At 43.5% G+C, this 12649-nt stretch carries 10 protein-coding genes, 2 tRNA genes and 2 pseudogenes; 8 read left to right on the top strand and 6 right to left on the bottom strand.

The features are described from left to right. Positions 1-314 precede the first annotated feature (314 nt). Both QUB61_RS20055 and QUB61_RS20050 read right to left on the bottom strand, forming a co-directional pair. The gene (locus QUB61_RS20055; protein ID WP_333131504.1) at positions 315-542 is read right to left on the bottom strand and encodes a hypothetical protein; all 228 of its coding nucleotides are present in this window, start codon (positions 540-542) and stop codon (positions 315-317) included. 464 nt (positions 543-1006) lie between these two features. Continuing rightward, positions 1007-2120: pseudogene (locus tag QUB61_RS20050) on the bottom strand (IS630 family transposase). A gap of 588 nt (positions 2121-2708) precedes the next feature. On the opposite strand from QUB61_RS20050, the pseudogene QUB61_RS39970 reads away from it, so the two are divergent. The 7 genes and pseudogenes from QUB61_RS39970 to QUB61_RS20020 form a co-directional block, all read left to right on the top strand. After that, a pseudogene (locus tag QUB61_RS39970) lies at positions 2709-2879 on the top strand (pentapeptide repeat-containing protein); the annotation flags it as partial. Between the two features lie 2219 nt (positions 2880-5098). Continuing rightward, positions 5099-5323, top strand: a complete 225-nt coding sequence (locus QUB61_RS20045) for a hypothetical protein (protein WP_006635912.1) — start codon at positions 5099-5101, stop codon at positions 5321-5323. 641 nt (positions 5324-5964) lie between these two features. Further along, on the top strand, positions 5965-6216 hold the full coding sequence (locus QUB61_RS20040) for a TIGR02450 family Trp-rich protein (protein ID WP_333131506.1): 252 nt from the start codon (positions 5965-5967) through the stop codon (positions 6214-6216). Positions 6217-6295: 79 nt separating this feature from the next. Then, positions 6296-6964, top strand: a complete 669-nt coding sequence (locus QUB61_RS20035; protein WP_333131509.1) for a hypothetical protein — start codon at positions 6296-6298, stop codon at positions 6962-6964. A gap of 364 nt (positions 6965-7328) precedes the next feature. Continuing rightward, the gene (locus QUB61_RS20030; protein ID WP_333131511.1) at positions 7329-8180 is read left to right on the top strand and encodes an ABC transporter ATP-binding protein; all 852 of its coding nucleotides are present in this window, start codon (positions 7329-7331) and stop codon (positions 8178-8180) included. A 354-nt stretch (positions 8181-8534) separates the two neighbouring features. After that, a complete protein-coding gene (gene scpB / locus QUB61_RS20025; RefSeq protein WP_332957504.1) occupies positions 8535-9050 on the top strand; it encodes an SMC-Scp complex subunit ScpB in 516 nt (171 codons plus the stop codon). Between the two features lie 42 nt (positions 9051-9092). Beyond that, positions 9093-9440 (top strand): DUF760 domain-containing protein, encoded by a 348-nt coding sequence (locus QUB61_RS20020; protein ID WP_333131513.1) that lies wholly within the window; start codon positions 9093-9095, stop codon positions 9438-9440. Between the two features lie 311 nt (positions 9441-9751). Here the strand turns inward: QUB61_RS20020 and QUB61_RS20015 are convergent, their stop codons facing one another. Further along, on the bottom strand, positions 9752-10972 hold the full coding sequence (locus QUB61_RS20015; protein ID WP_333131516.1) for an HhoA/HhoB/HtrA family serine endopeptidase: 1221 nt from the start codon (positions 10970-10972) through the stop codon (positions 9752-9754). Next, positions 10973-11167, bottom strand: coding sequence for a hypothetical protein (locus QUB61_RS20010; protein WP_333131518.1), 195 nt, complete (start codon positions 11165-11167; stop codon positions 10973-10975). It lies immediately after the preceding gene. Between the two features lie 56 nt (positions 11168-11223). On the opposite strand from QUB61_RS20010, the gene QUB61_RS20005 reads away from it, so the two are divergent. Next, the gene (locus QUB61_RS20005) at positions 11224-12201 is read left to right on the top strand and encodes a M23 family metallopeptidase (RefSeq protein WP_333131520.1); all 978 of its coding nucleotides are present in this window, start codon (positions 11224-11226) and stop codon (positions 12199-12201) included. A gap of 65 nt (positions 12202-12266) precedes the next feature. On the opposite strand, the gene QUB61_RS20000 is transcribed toward QUB61_RS20005, so the two are convergent. Together QUB61_RS20000 and QUB61_RS19995 are read right to left on the bottom strand one after the other, a co-directional pair. Next, positions 12267-12338 (bottom strand) — tRNA-Thr (locus tag QUB61_RS20000). A gap of 71 nt (positions 12339-12409) precedes the next feature. Continuing rightward, positions 12410-12494, bottom strand: a tRNA-Tyr gene (locus QUB61_RS19995). Positions 12495-12649 lie beyond the last annotated feature (155 nt).

Below are 12649 nucleotides of genomic sequence, written 5' to 3'. Positions count from 1 at the left end.
TTAAGAAGGTTTTTTGAGTTATTTATAAATGCACAAATTAACGTTTTTGTCAAATTAATTTAGATGCGTTTACCCTGCACAGCAAGGCGTGTGGAGCACAGATGGATAGAGATAGGAACTATCCAACCAAGAGCTAGTAGGAACGCCGACTATTTGTGGGCCGTTGATAATCAAGCTGGCGTGCTATACGCTGAAAACTTTGAAGTGACATTCAAAATTGCTCCAGAGATTAAGATTGATTATAAGAGTTTCAGAGCATTTAGTCAGAGCAAATCGCAAGTAAGCACGGTGGATAGATAGAAGCGTAGCAAAACTCAACCCACAAGCGAAGCGAAGCGATAAGTAAGAACACTTATGCAGCGTCTTGTATTGAGTAAAGATTGGTCTGTTGTCCAGAATTGGGCAGCTTCTAGCTGCGCAACTGCAAGAATTGCAGCATCATACAGAGTTGCCAAGGAGAACTGTTGGGCGATCGCCCATATTATTGCACCTATAGCATTACTACCCTTGGTAATCAACAGGCATTTGGCAGAAGTCATCATAAAACCGCTTTTAAAAATCTAGGTAAATCTAGATTTTTAAAAGCGGTTAGAACGTGCGAGCTCAAGAGCAGCAGCGCTTGGCTATCGCTGCTTATCGATCGGGTACAGCAACTGTATGCCCCTTACAGCGTTTCAACCATTTTAGTCATAGGTGAGAGTGGTGATTAGTTTGATTTGACACTCACCTGCCTTTAGGCGAGATGACTCAAAAGGGCGATCGAGCCGTTAGTTCCTTCCCGTCGAACGGAGCATACTGTCTCTTTCTGAACACTCCTCAAGCTTAAATTCTCCTGGGGCACAGGGTATTTGTGTGGCCAGTCCTTCCCAATGTATCAAGCTGCCTTGACTCTTACACTTGATACAAATTTCAATTCTCTTGCTTCGTTAAAGGGGAGTATGACGAACTTTAACATTTTTTTATGTGAAGCCAAACCTATCTTGTATTATATTAAGCTGTTGCACATTTAAACTGTGATACAAGCATTCCCCTTATTTTTGATTTTTCTACCCCATTTAATAATTAACTCTCCTTCATTTAATAGGCGATGTAGTAAATACTCTAGCTCTTCAATTGATGTAAAAAGTCGATTTGCGATATATTCTTTTGTCGAATGCCAGACTAATTCAATCAAATTATAGTCCGAGGCTCTATTCCGGGAGGAATTCTAAATGAATGTTAGGCAATTCTGTCTCAATCTTTTCGAGGTACTCTTCTTTTTTGTGAAAACTAGCATTGTCAAGGATGATTACTATTTTTGCTCCCTTTTCAGCAAATTCTGATGCTTGATTACCTGCTGATACCCATTCATTAATTAGCTCTTGGTAAAAGATTTTTAGCACTCTATAAAAATTATATGAATTGCCTTTATTGAGAAATTCTACCAACCTTTTTTTATCTGAATACCTCAGACCTCCCATTACATTAATTCTTCCTTTTCTTCGGTCTCCCCTGATATTTTTTCGGCTTCCTTTTTTACACCAGTTCTTTCTTCTAGTGACTCTTAAACTGAATCCACTCTCGTCCCAAAACCATACCTGCAATCGTTCAGGAGTTGATTTTTTTATTTTTAAATATTCCGATATTTTTTCTTTAAATGCTGTTCTTTTGTCGGGATTTATTTTAGATTTTAAGCTATATTTTGCCCAAAGGTAAACGTACTTTTTTTGCTTTAATATCCTCCGAACTTGCGCTCCACTTAATTTTATTCCTGTACTATGCTCTAAATATATTGCTAATCTTTGTGCTGTCCATCTTCCAAATTCGTATCCTAACTCTTGAGGCTCTTTGTCTATAGTTTCTAATAATATTTCTATATATTTATCTGTGGCTTTTCTATGGTTTCCACTCATCCTTGCATCGGTTAGAGTTTCTAGATTATCGGGATCTCCCTTCAGACACCAATGAGACACCTTATTTACTGAACCACCCAAAAAATCAGCGATTTTAGCTTGAGTTTTTCCATCATTGAGCAATAATAAGATCAGAATTCTTTCTCTAATATCTCCGTTTTTTTCCTCTTTTAATGCTTTTTGCAGTTGCTCTATCTGTTGGGAATTGAGATGATTTTTGGCTGGCATTTTTCTACAAGTAGACTCAAATAAATTTTAATTATACCCTATTTAAATGTACAACAGCTTAATATACCATACTATCAAGATGAAAAATGGAGACTTTTTAAAAATTTTCTGTTTTAAAAAAAATAAAACTAAACTCGTCAAGCTTCGGAAAATTTTTCCTAGTAGCTGCGGAAAGATTTCGGGAAAACTCTGAAAGTTATGAAGAAATAATTTTAACAGTATGTGGATGTGTCAGGTGGCGAACAGGTACGATTGTTCTGCCCACTTAAAGTGCAACTAAATAAAAAAATGAATTAAAATGGTTGATTAAATAGGTTTATTTTTATTAATTCATCTTCTCTCCCCTACTCGCCTGTTCCGTTTGTGGCTGTGTGACACCTGCGGTCAAACAGCCACAAACGTTTCACGTCAAAGGTTTGGGGATTTTTCCAGATGTCTGTTTTAGATATGCTGATTTGACAGAAGCAATTTTAAGCCGAATTGCCCACTTAGTTAGCCAACTGTGTTGGCGCTGACTTAAGCTGTGCTACTCTAAAACCAGCCTCTCTATTTCCAGCCGATCGAGAGGGAGCAGTCTTACGAGATACCAATCTGGTTGAGACTGAGTTCAGACACGCCAACTTTAAAGATATTCAGCTAATGGGTTCGGATTTCTCTGGTTGTCGCGTCAAAGGAGCCTGCTTTACAAACCCTCAAGGGTTAACTTGCCAACACAAGCCGTGGCTCAGAGCCACTGGAGCCTTAAATATCCCAACCTAGGAAATTGCTATTTGAATGAAAAAAATTGAAAAAATTGTTGAATTTACGATAGTTTGAGTTGCTACACAAACAGGCCTTGTGCTTAACTATATTCAAAAGGTATTGTTCAAGTATTTATAATTAAAAACAAAAAAATACGCTCAAATTGCAGAAAAAATAAGTAATCTGACAGCTAGATTACAGCGGTATTCGATGTTAATCCGCACAATAAGTAACAATAAAATATCATTTTGTAGTTAAAGCTAATGAAAGCATATTCGCTGGATATAGGAGAAAAAATAGTGACAGCACATTTGGCCTAAAAGATGTCAAGGAGAAAAGTAGCGACCCAGTTTGCTCGAGCGTAAAAGTCTCGTCCAAAAACAGGCACGAGCAACAAAAAACCGAGGTAAATTTACAGCCCAAACAGAGAGGAAAACCGCAATTCAGTCATCTGACAAATACAGAAGTAGAAGTCAAAACACTGGTGGCATTATCAAGAAGCCACCAGGGTGGAGTGGTGTCAATTATTTGCTATTAAGACCGGAAATTCGGTGAGTCGGACGGCCATGTGTCGCTGCGTACAGAAATTAGGAGTACATCGTAAAAAAAATATGGTACAGTAGCCAAGCCGCGACAGAAAGAGTCCAAAAATTCACACTAGACCTCTTGCAAAAATAACTAGGACGGGCAAGATGCCCATCCCACAAGAGTTATTTTTCTTGTGGGATGGGCCGAAGAGCCCGCCCAATAAATTTATGAAAAGGACTTTTGCAAGAGGTCTACTATAGTATTAGGAAAAAATCAAAGATATCGAGCTATAAAACAAGCCTATTTTTGGATGAAACCCGGATTATAGTGGGTGCGACCAGAACTCATGCCCGTTCACAGCCGGGGACAAAAGTCTCCCAACTCAAACCATTTTATCGAGGCCAACTCATTCACAGCCATTGGCGCAATTACTATTAACAAACCCTTGGCATTAATGAAAATAAACAATTCAATAAATGGAGCTGCATTTGTCGTATTTATTGTGAATTTTTGATGTCCTAAATAATGGGCAGTTGCGGTAGTAGTGATGGATAATTGACCGCCCATAAACTAGCATCAATTGTGCCAATGATTGATGCAGTAGGTGCCAGCGGTATTTATTTATCCCCATACTCTCACCTATTTTAATCCAATTGAACAATGGTTGTCACCACTCAAATCTTTTTTGCTCGGGTTCGCTCCAACTACCACATCCATGATTGATAGAATCATTGCCGTTTCCCTCAATAAACATGAATTTTCAACATTTAAGAAATTGGAAAGCTAATTGCTGATACTGTACCTCATAACAGCAGGGACTGCTGTAATTGCTATCAAAGGCCGAGTGCGAAGGCAAAATCGACTTGACAGCGCTGGTATGCAGAGTTGATTTGTTTTACCCTTCTTTTTGGGCTATTAGGAGCGATCGACGGATCGAAGACTGTTTAAACTTGTGCTGTTTTAAAATTCTTAACATTGACCGATCTGTTATTAATTATACAAAATGAGCGGTTACTGGCAATGCTAGCCGAGGACCGATCGCCCCCAATGAATTCAGAAAACAGATGCACCGCCACACAGCGCAAAAAATCTGGATTCGCAAGCTGCGAGTCTTCGTTGGCGCGGACATTACAAAGCTGCCTTAATTAACACAAATAAGGGCTTTGCAAGAAAAGAAAAAAAATATATCATTGAGAAACAAGAATAAAAACTTGCTCGCTTATGGTAGCCCTGGTAACAACACGTATGCCTGAAGTTATAGTCCACAGCGAGACATACGGCACATCTAAATCAATAGGGTGAGGTGGTTGTGTCTGAATGTTAAGAGGGGCGATCGAAGAGGAATTTTCCGCGCGCGATCGCTTCCCAATGGGGGAGGGTAAAACCTAGGAAGGCAAGGATCTGGAGACAATGCTGAACTTTTTGAGTTTAGGAAAGTAGCGTTACCACTAAACTCTGCAGTATTGTCGGAAGCGAGCCAAATTTGTAACAGTTCTTAACTATGAAGAATTCTGCCAAAACTGGTAGCATAGTGACACTTTTGTTAGCAAAAACAGATAAAGTAAATAAAGTTGGCTAGCTCTAGACGCCTCGATCCCCATCCAGGGCAGGTTGAATCAATTTGATTCCTACCAAGTGGTTTTAGAGTTACAATCGGAACCAAAGCATCGCTATTTAACTGAGTTCTTTACTTACTTTTACTTTCAGCTATGAACGTGGATTTTATCAAAGCCCAAGTCAGGTTGCTACAGGGTGCAAGTTCATCGGAGCGAGAAACCCTTATTAAAAACATCGGCGTCTGTGCTGGCGTGATCAGACCGGGAGAGTACGTGACTCCGCAGCGGAAGCACGCCATAACTCTCTGGCTGCAAACAAATGCGGTTCGGCTCCGGCTTCCCCAACTTCCTCTGGATTTATCGGGCCAAAAGCCTTAACAAGGAAGTAATCAAGGGGTAGCGACAGAATCAAAAAAATTAGTCAATCTTGCCTAAAAGTGCTTTTTTATTGAGCTGTACAGGATCAATGAAACACGATTAAGATTGAAAAAATGTTTGTAGGGAGAGTTGAGCTCGAAAAGACGCCTGCGGACAAGAAGCGGCCGACCGCCTTGGCACAAGCAGGAAGTGAACGTCAAACCTGCTCGAAAAGTAGATTTGAGTAAGTTTCACTGAACGGATTATTGTGCACAACTATAACCAGGGTTATTTGCTTTTAGATTTGAGATTCACGATTTAACTCGTGCTGCATAAATTTCCTATTTGTGGATCGAGTGAAAAATCATCCCTATTCAATAGGTATAACTAATTACAGGGGCAGTCATTGAACTGCCCTTACTTTTGAACCAGGAAGCGAATGTGCTGCAACTTACAATAAACGCATCTACTTGCAGATAGAGTTTAGGTGAACTCTCATGTAAGCTGCAGTGCCTCTATATTGTCTGTTATGTTTGAGAGGGGAAGGGGAGAAGGGGAGAGGGCCAGAGGATTTGACGAGTTTTGATAGGGAATTAATATCATCAAACAGAAGGAGTTATTACATTAACTTGCTTTCTAATATATTTGTAAAGAAAAATACTGTGCCGAAAAAACAAAAATTTCCTTATTTAGTGGGTTCCCGATGGACTTCACACCAAAAAACTTGGGGGTGGCGGCACTTTCAAGTAGTCAACCGAAAAAACGAAGGTAAATGGGTATTTGCAGAAATGGTGGCGGCTTGCGATTCCAATGTCCGTTTCTGGCTGAACGCCGCACAGCTCAAAGACCGATCGCTCTGGCAAGCTGGATGGCAGTCTACGCAAGAATTAGAGGAATTAGAAACAGCAGACTAAAAGGCAGGGCTCTGGGCTAGAGTGAGGTAGACATGGGTAAGGAGTAATAGCAACAGGGTAAAATAAGGAAAAAAAAGTTGTGTTATTGGTTTGTTTGCTAATTAGTGCTGGATGGGGCGGTGGATTTTGCGAAGTGTCGATCGCAACTAAGGCGATCGATAGCAGCAATATTCTGTCTGCCGATATTCCAGATCCCGCAGCGGACTTGTCCAGCCTAGTCCTGACTTTACAAGACTTGCCCCCAGGTTTTACAGAGATGTCATCTGACGATGTGGCAAATTTCAGAAATCAACTCAGCCAGGGCCCTGACTTTAAGCCAGCCAGCCTGTTTGCGTACCAAAAAATCGATCCCAAGCTGTTTGAACTTCAATTTTTGATAGGATTTACCGTGCAACTGTCAGATCCCATCCAACAAGGTACGTTCGATCGAGCAATCCGTGAAGGGATGGCTGCAAAAGCATTCTCTCAAGGTTTAAACAGTAACAAGGAATCGCCGTTCACCGATCCCGCCGCTTTAAGTTTGCAAGACAAGATTGGCGAGGTATCGGCTGGGTGGAGAAGTCAAGGAAAAATAGAAAATATACCAATGAATGTCGATATGACGCTGTTTCGACGGGGAAAAATAGGGGTTTTTATGACAGCTATATATCTCGACGGCGCTAAACCGACGATCGCGATTAGCGAAGCAGCGCGCAAATTCGACAGCCGGATGATGGAATTGAAACCTGATTTAACTCAACCGCAATAACTGGGTGCTGCAAGCTGTAAAAAAATCAGCTTTCTACCGGCAGATGACACTCAGAGTAGTTACACTAAAAAAACTCGTGTACAAATAGCAGATAAATAGGGTTTTTCTGGTATCAGTACCGATGAATATCACCAGAGATTTTAGTAGATCGAACCCGCCTTCTGCGTCCAGGAATGATATCATGTCTGTTGAATTGCCCGTTATAAAATTTTGTCGCCCGGTTGGGACGGCTTTATAAATATTGTGGATGTGAATTACAGATTGTTGGTGAAACTCGCCCCAAAAAGTATTGTGGTTAATTTACCGGACATGATATGACTGAGAAGAAAGAGCTTTGTTTCCAGTAAATTATACCGAAATACCTATGTCTGTCTCTGTTTCCCTGCAAAACGCCTGCAAGATTTACAACAAAATCCCCGTTGTCAATGACCTTTCGTTCACGATTGAAGCCGGAGAAATGTTCGGTCTCCTAGGCCCCAACGGTGCCGGCAAATCGACCACAATTCGGATGCTGACTACCCTGACTAAGCCCAGCAGCGGTCAAATCCAGGTAGCTGGATATGACGTGATGCGGCAAAGCTTGCAAGTGAAACAGTGCATAGGCGTCGTGCTCCAACAAATCAGCGTTGATACTGAGCTTTCAGTATGGGAAAATATGGAGTTTCACGGGCGGATGCACCACATCCCAAACCCGAAACGGCAACAGTTAATTAAACAGTGGTTGGGATATGTAGAATTAGCAGAAAGGCGAGACGACTTAGTAAAAACTTTGTCGGGAGGAATGAAGCGGAGGTTGCAAATTGCCCGAGCACTTTTGCATGAGCCACAAATCTTATTTTTGGACGAACCGACTGTAGGGTTAGACCCGCAAACGCGGCGCCGATTGTGGGAAATAATTTTAGATTTGAACAAGCAGGGAATGACAATGCTGTTAACAACGCATTATATGGATGAGGTGGAGTATTTGTGCGATCGCATCGGCATTATGGACGGCGGCAAGTTAATTCAACTGGGAACCTTGGCCCAACTGCGGCAGCAATACGGTCAAGGGTTAGTGATGAAACAAATAGGCGATCGCTGGGAATACAAGTTTTTCCCTACTCTGGAAGAAGCTAATTTATATCTCGATGCCAAAGATGATAAGACTGGGATGATGGTTCGTCCTTCTAATTTAGAGGATATTTTTGTAGAACTGACTGGCCGACAGTTAGATTGAGCAATCCGGCGATTTTAGATTTTAGATTTTAGATTTTAGATTTCCCAAGAGGCGATTAAAACTGCAATTTTTTTATCAAAAATCCCAGGAGTATAATCAAACACTGAAAACAGAAAGAGTTTTGCTTTTTTTATAAACAACCCACACTATCAATCTATTGTGTAATGAGAAGGTTTTTTTACAAATTCCCTTGATTCACGATCCCGAAGTGACAGATAGACGGATAGTGGTTTTTTGCTGATTCCTTCTTCTTTGTTCGCGCTTGACTTATTCCCTCAACATCCATCCGTTAAATCCCGATCGCGTGCTCGTTTCCGAACTTTAACGTCCCAATTCCTAATTACTAATTTCCAAATGACTCGCTTAGCCACAACAATAGAAGCCATACTTTACCTAAAAGGTCAGCCGGTCTCTATAGCAGAGATTGCCGAGATTGCCAAGTGCGATCGAGCCGAAGTGGAAGACGCCATCATCGAACTCATGTCTGACTCATCCCGCCGCGACAGTGCATTAGAAGTCGTAGAAACCCCCACGGGATACAGCCTGCAACTCAGAGAAGAGTTTGCCAGTTTAATGCAAACTTTAATACCTCCAGAATTAGGTGTTGGAGCTTTGCGAACGCTGGCGGCGATCGCCCTCAAAGGCGGCATCGCTCAGCCAGACTTAGTTAACTTGCGAGGTTCAGGAGCTTACCAACAAGTGCAGGAACTTGTAGAAATGGGTTTCGTCCGCAAACGGCGACCGAGTGAGGGGCGATCGTATTGGTTACAAGTTACCGATAAATTTCATCGGTACTTTCAAGTAGACCAACTGCCAAAACAATTGCAAATTGACTTCCAGGCAAATTTGTACCCAAGCAAAGACGAGTAGTTTAAAGTACAATGTAACAAGCCAGAAATTAAGAATCGCCAAATGGTTTTTCACCCTGACTTTGACAATTCCAATGCCCAACAAACCGCAGTCAATCCACTGCTGAAGTACCTCCAACACCAATCCCCGGAGGTTCTAGCCCGCATCGCCAAGTCCGCCAGCCCAGAAATCAGAGAAATTATCTCTCATAACGTTCAAGGACTTGTGGGCGTTTTGCCTTCAGAACATTTTAACGTCGAAATTACCACTGACCGCGAAAACTTAGCAGGTTTGCTAGCTTCAGCGATGATGACAGGCTATTTTCTCAGACAAATGGAGCAGAGGATGCACTTAGAAGAAAATTTAGCAAGCACCAGCTCGATTCAACCAAACTCTCCCAAAGACAAGTAAAAAGATCGACGGGTTGGGGAAGCCAGAAAGATGAAAGTTGTTCAAGAAAATAAACAGTCCTGGACGCACAGGGAATTAAGAAGCCGGGTTTTTAATCGGCTATCCCTCGCGCTAAACCGAGGGTTTTGGTGAAAAAACCCGGTTGCTACGTCCAGGACTATAAACCATCAGATTCATCTTTCATCCTCCACCGTTTGCCACTAATACCAGTTTCAAAAAAAATGCAACGGTAGGTAAGCTCCAAATCCTTATGCAGTAACTAATCCCCAATTCTTTAATCCAAAATCGAAAATCGAAAATCGAAAATGGTATTACCCACCGGCGGGGCTACCCGATAGGGGAAAAGCACCCGGACGTACTTTAATTATCTGAACTTGACCCAGACGGTTAATTTCCACTTCTAGTTCTTTGCCCACAACAGTGCTTTCCACCCGTTCTTGCACGTCCCCGGGAGTGTTCACCGCAATTCCGTCAACTTTTTGAATGACATCTCCGGCGCGCAAGTCCGCTTTTTGAGCGGGGGAATTTTCCACGACTCGCGTCACGGCTACGCCTCGATCGAGGGTAATTTTATTATTATCGAGCTGTTTGTTGAGTTCTGCCTTGGTGGCGGCAGTCAAGCTGACCATTTGAATGCCGAGATAGGGATGTTCGGCTTTACCTTTGGCGAATAACTGATCGGAAACTCGTTTGGCGGTTTCGATCGGAATTGCAAATCCCAAGCCCTGAGCGTCCGCGCGGATAGCGGTATTGATTCCAATTACTTCGCCTTGGTCGTTGAGTAGCGGCCCGCCAGAATTGCCGGGGTTGATGGCGGCGTCGGTTTGGATGAAGCGGACTCGCTTGTCGGGGATGCCGACTTGGGAACTCGATCGACCCGTAGCGCTGATAATGCCCACAGTCACGGTATTGTCGAGACCTAAAGGATTGCCGATCGCGATCGCCCACTGTCCCGGTACAATATTGTCCGATCTGCCCAAAGCCACCTGCGGCAGCTCCTTAGCATTAATCTTAACCACAGCGACATCCGTTAGCGGATCGACTCCCTGCACCTTACCATCAAACTCGCGGCCGTCTTTGAGCGTCACCTTGACAGTATCAGTCCCGGAGACAACGTGAGCATTAGTAACGATGCGGCCGTCAGGAGTCAGAATAAACCCCGAACCCGTACCTCTCTTGACTCGTTCTTCCGGCTGCGGCAAATTCTCCCCAAAAAACCGACGAAACAAAGGATTTTTGAATGCTTCGGGGACTTGATTCGCCACCTTGCTCGATGCGTCGATCCGCACTACAGCAGGGCCGACTTTTTCGGCTGCTTCAGCAATAAAATTGGGATTGCTGCGATCGACCGCCCGATTTTCCAGAACTGGAGGAGACGCATAGCCAGGGATTTGCTGGCGCACTACTGGCAAAACCAATCCGGTTTCCAGATTGTTGGAGCCTTGCAGATAGCGATTCCCCAACCATCCCACGCCTCCCCCGATCGACAGCAAAGTCACATAAAGGGTCGTTTGCTTAAAAGATAAACTCATTTAATAACTCCCGCTAAATACCTCATCCCCGCAGACACGTTCCGAATCAAGCATTTTTGTCTTGGCGACGCGAAGGAAGCGGGGCGGGGCGTACCGCTTCCTCAAGAACATAGCTGTTAACAGGCAGGCGCCGATCGGCATCACAGGCAATTTTTGCCTGATTTCCCAAGAGCGACCAAAACTAATAATTCTCATCCTAACTTGGCTTAGCCTGGGATTTACAGTCTGGGAGGCGGCCTTAGCTTGCAAATATGCCGTTTCACTCAACTCAAAAATTGTCAATTGTCCGAAATAAATACTTTTTTCTCTACCTAATGACTTTGAAACGCTTATTTCTGCTGATTTCTGCACTACTTTGGTCGATCGCACCCGTTGGGAAAACGGCGGATTATACCGAGGCCGCACCTGCAAATCTTCCCTCAGGTACACCTGTAGAAAACCCCGACCCCGCCCGCGATTGCCCGAGTCCGGCTATGTCTCGGTTGCGCCGCCACACTGTGGCCCAGGGCGAAACAATAGAAAGCATCGCGCGGCAGTACAATGTGATGCCTGCGGCGCTGATCGGGATAAATCCGATGTTGCGGGGAGGTCGAGTATCTGCAGGAAGTGCGATCGTCATTCCTCCGTACAGTGGCATCGAGGTAGAAGTACCTGCGGGCTGGAATTGGCAAAAACTGGCAGAAGCTTACAAAGTGCCCGCAGATTTGCTATTTGAGGCGAATGGGTGCAGGCCTCTGGGGCAAACCGTATTTGTGCCTGCGGTGAATAGGTCGCGAGGGTCTTCTGCAAATCCCGATGCAACGCCATCGGTGCAAGGATTTCCGCTACCCGCTGCTGCGGTTGAAGCTTTGCGTTACGGGCGGCAATTGCATCCGATACGGCGCGAATTTTTTTTCCACAGCGGCGTAGATTTTTTGGCGTCGGAGGGTACGCAGGTTTTAGCAACGGGCGAAGGAACTGTCGCCTTTGCCGGACCGCAGGGAGATTACGGGAATTTAGTGGTGGTAAACCATCAAGCGGGGAAGCAAACGCGCTACGCTCATTTGAAAGATATTGCCGTAAAAGTCGGTCAAAAAGTCCAGTCTGGAAAAGTTTTGGGAACTGTGGGGATGACGGGAAAACGGGACATTGCCCAAGCTCATTTGCATTTTGAAGTTCGGTACAATTCGGGTTTGGGCTGGGTTGCTGAAGACCCGCTGCTTTATTTGCAAGCGACGGTTAAAAAATAGGATGGGGGGTTGAAGAAGCAATTCAACCGCAAATCCTATTTTTTTGTATGGCATAATTTAGCAAAAGCCCGTGACGAGATTTGAACTCGTGACTTCCTCCTTACCAAGGAGGTACTCTACCACTGAGTTACACGGGCATAAAAAATTAATAATATTAAATCAAAGTTTTCAACTTTTTATTTTTAACTTTTTATTTTTATTTAAATTGTGGTGGGCCGGGCTGGATTTGAACCAGCGTAGGCGTAGCCAGCGGATTTACAGTCCGCCCCCATTAACCGCTCGGGCACCGACCCATTTGTACCCACAGTTATACATCCTAGCAGCTTCTTCTTTTTTTGCAACATTATATTTAAAACTCTAATCATTAAGTTGAGAACCCATAAGTCAGTTAGTGGCAGGCCAGAAAATTGAATACTGTTTAAAGTGCGCATTGCTAAGTCTAGGCTTG

The organism is Microcoleus sp. C2D2 (assembly GCF_036702495.1).
Classification (GTDB): Bacteria; Cyanobacteriota; Cyanobacteriia; order Cyanobacteriales; family Microcoleaceae; genus Microcoleus.
The sequence above is the reverse complement of the archived record's forward strand: the minus strand, read 5'-3'. Positions and strand labels throughout refer to the sequence as shown.

Bases quoted from the DNA above. Each gene is read 5' to 3' on its own strand.
- QUB61_RS20055 (WP_333131504.1), bottom strand. From the start codon at position 542: ATGATGACTTCTGCCAAATGCCTGTTGATTACCAAGGGTAGTAATGCT.
- scpB (WP_332957504.1), top strand. From the start codon at position 8,535: ATGACTCGCTTAGCCACAACAATAGAAGCCATACTTTACCTAAAAGGT.
- QUB61_RS20020 (WP_333131513.1), top strand. From the start codon at position 9,093: ATGGTTTTTCACCCTGACTTTGACAATTCCAATGCCCAACAAACCGCA.
- QUB61_RS20030 (WP_333131511.1), top strand. From the start codon at position 7,329: ATGTCTGTCTCTGTTTCCCTGCAAAACGCCTGCAAGATTTACAACAAA.
- QUB61_RS20010 (WP_333131518.1), bottom strand. From the start codon at position 11,167: ATGAGAATTATTAGTTTTGGTCGCTCTTGGGAAATCAGGCAAAAATTG.
- QUB61_RS20005 (WP_333131520.1), top strand. From the start codon at position 11,224: ATGCCGTTTCACTCAACTCAAAAATTGTCAATTGTCCGAAATAAATAC.
- QUB61_RS20045 (WP_006635912.1), top strand. From the start codon at position 5,099: ATGAACGTGGATTTTATCAAAGCCCAAGTCAGGTTGCTACAGGGTGCA.
- QUB61_RS20015 (WP_333131516.1), bottom strand. From the start codon at position 10,972: ATGAGTTTATCTTTTAAGCAAACGACCCTTTATGTGACTTTGCTGTCG.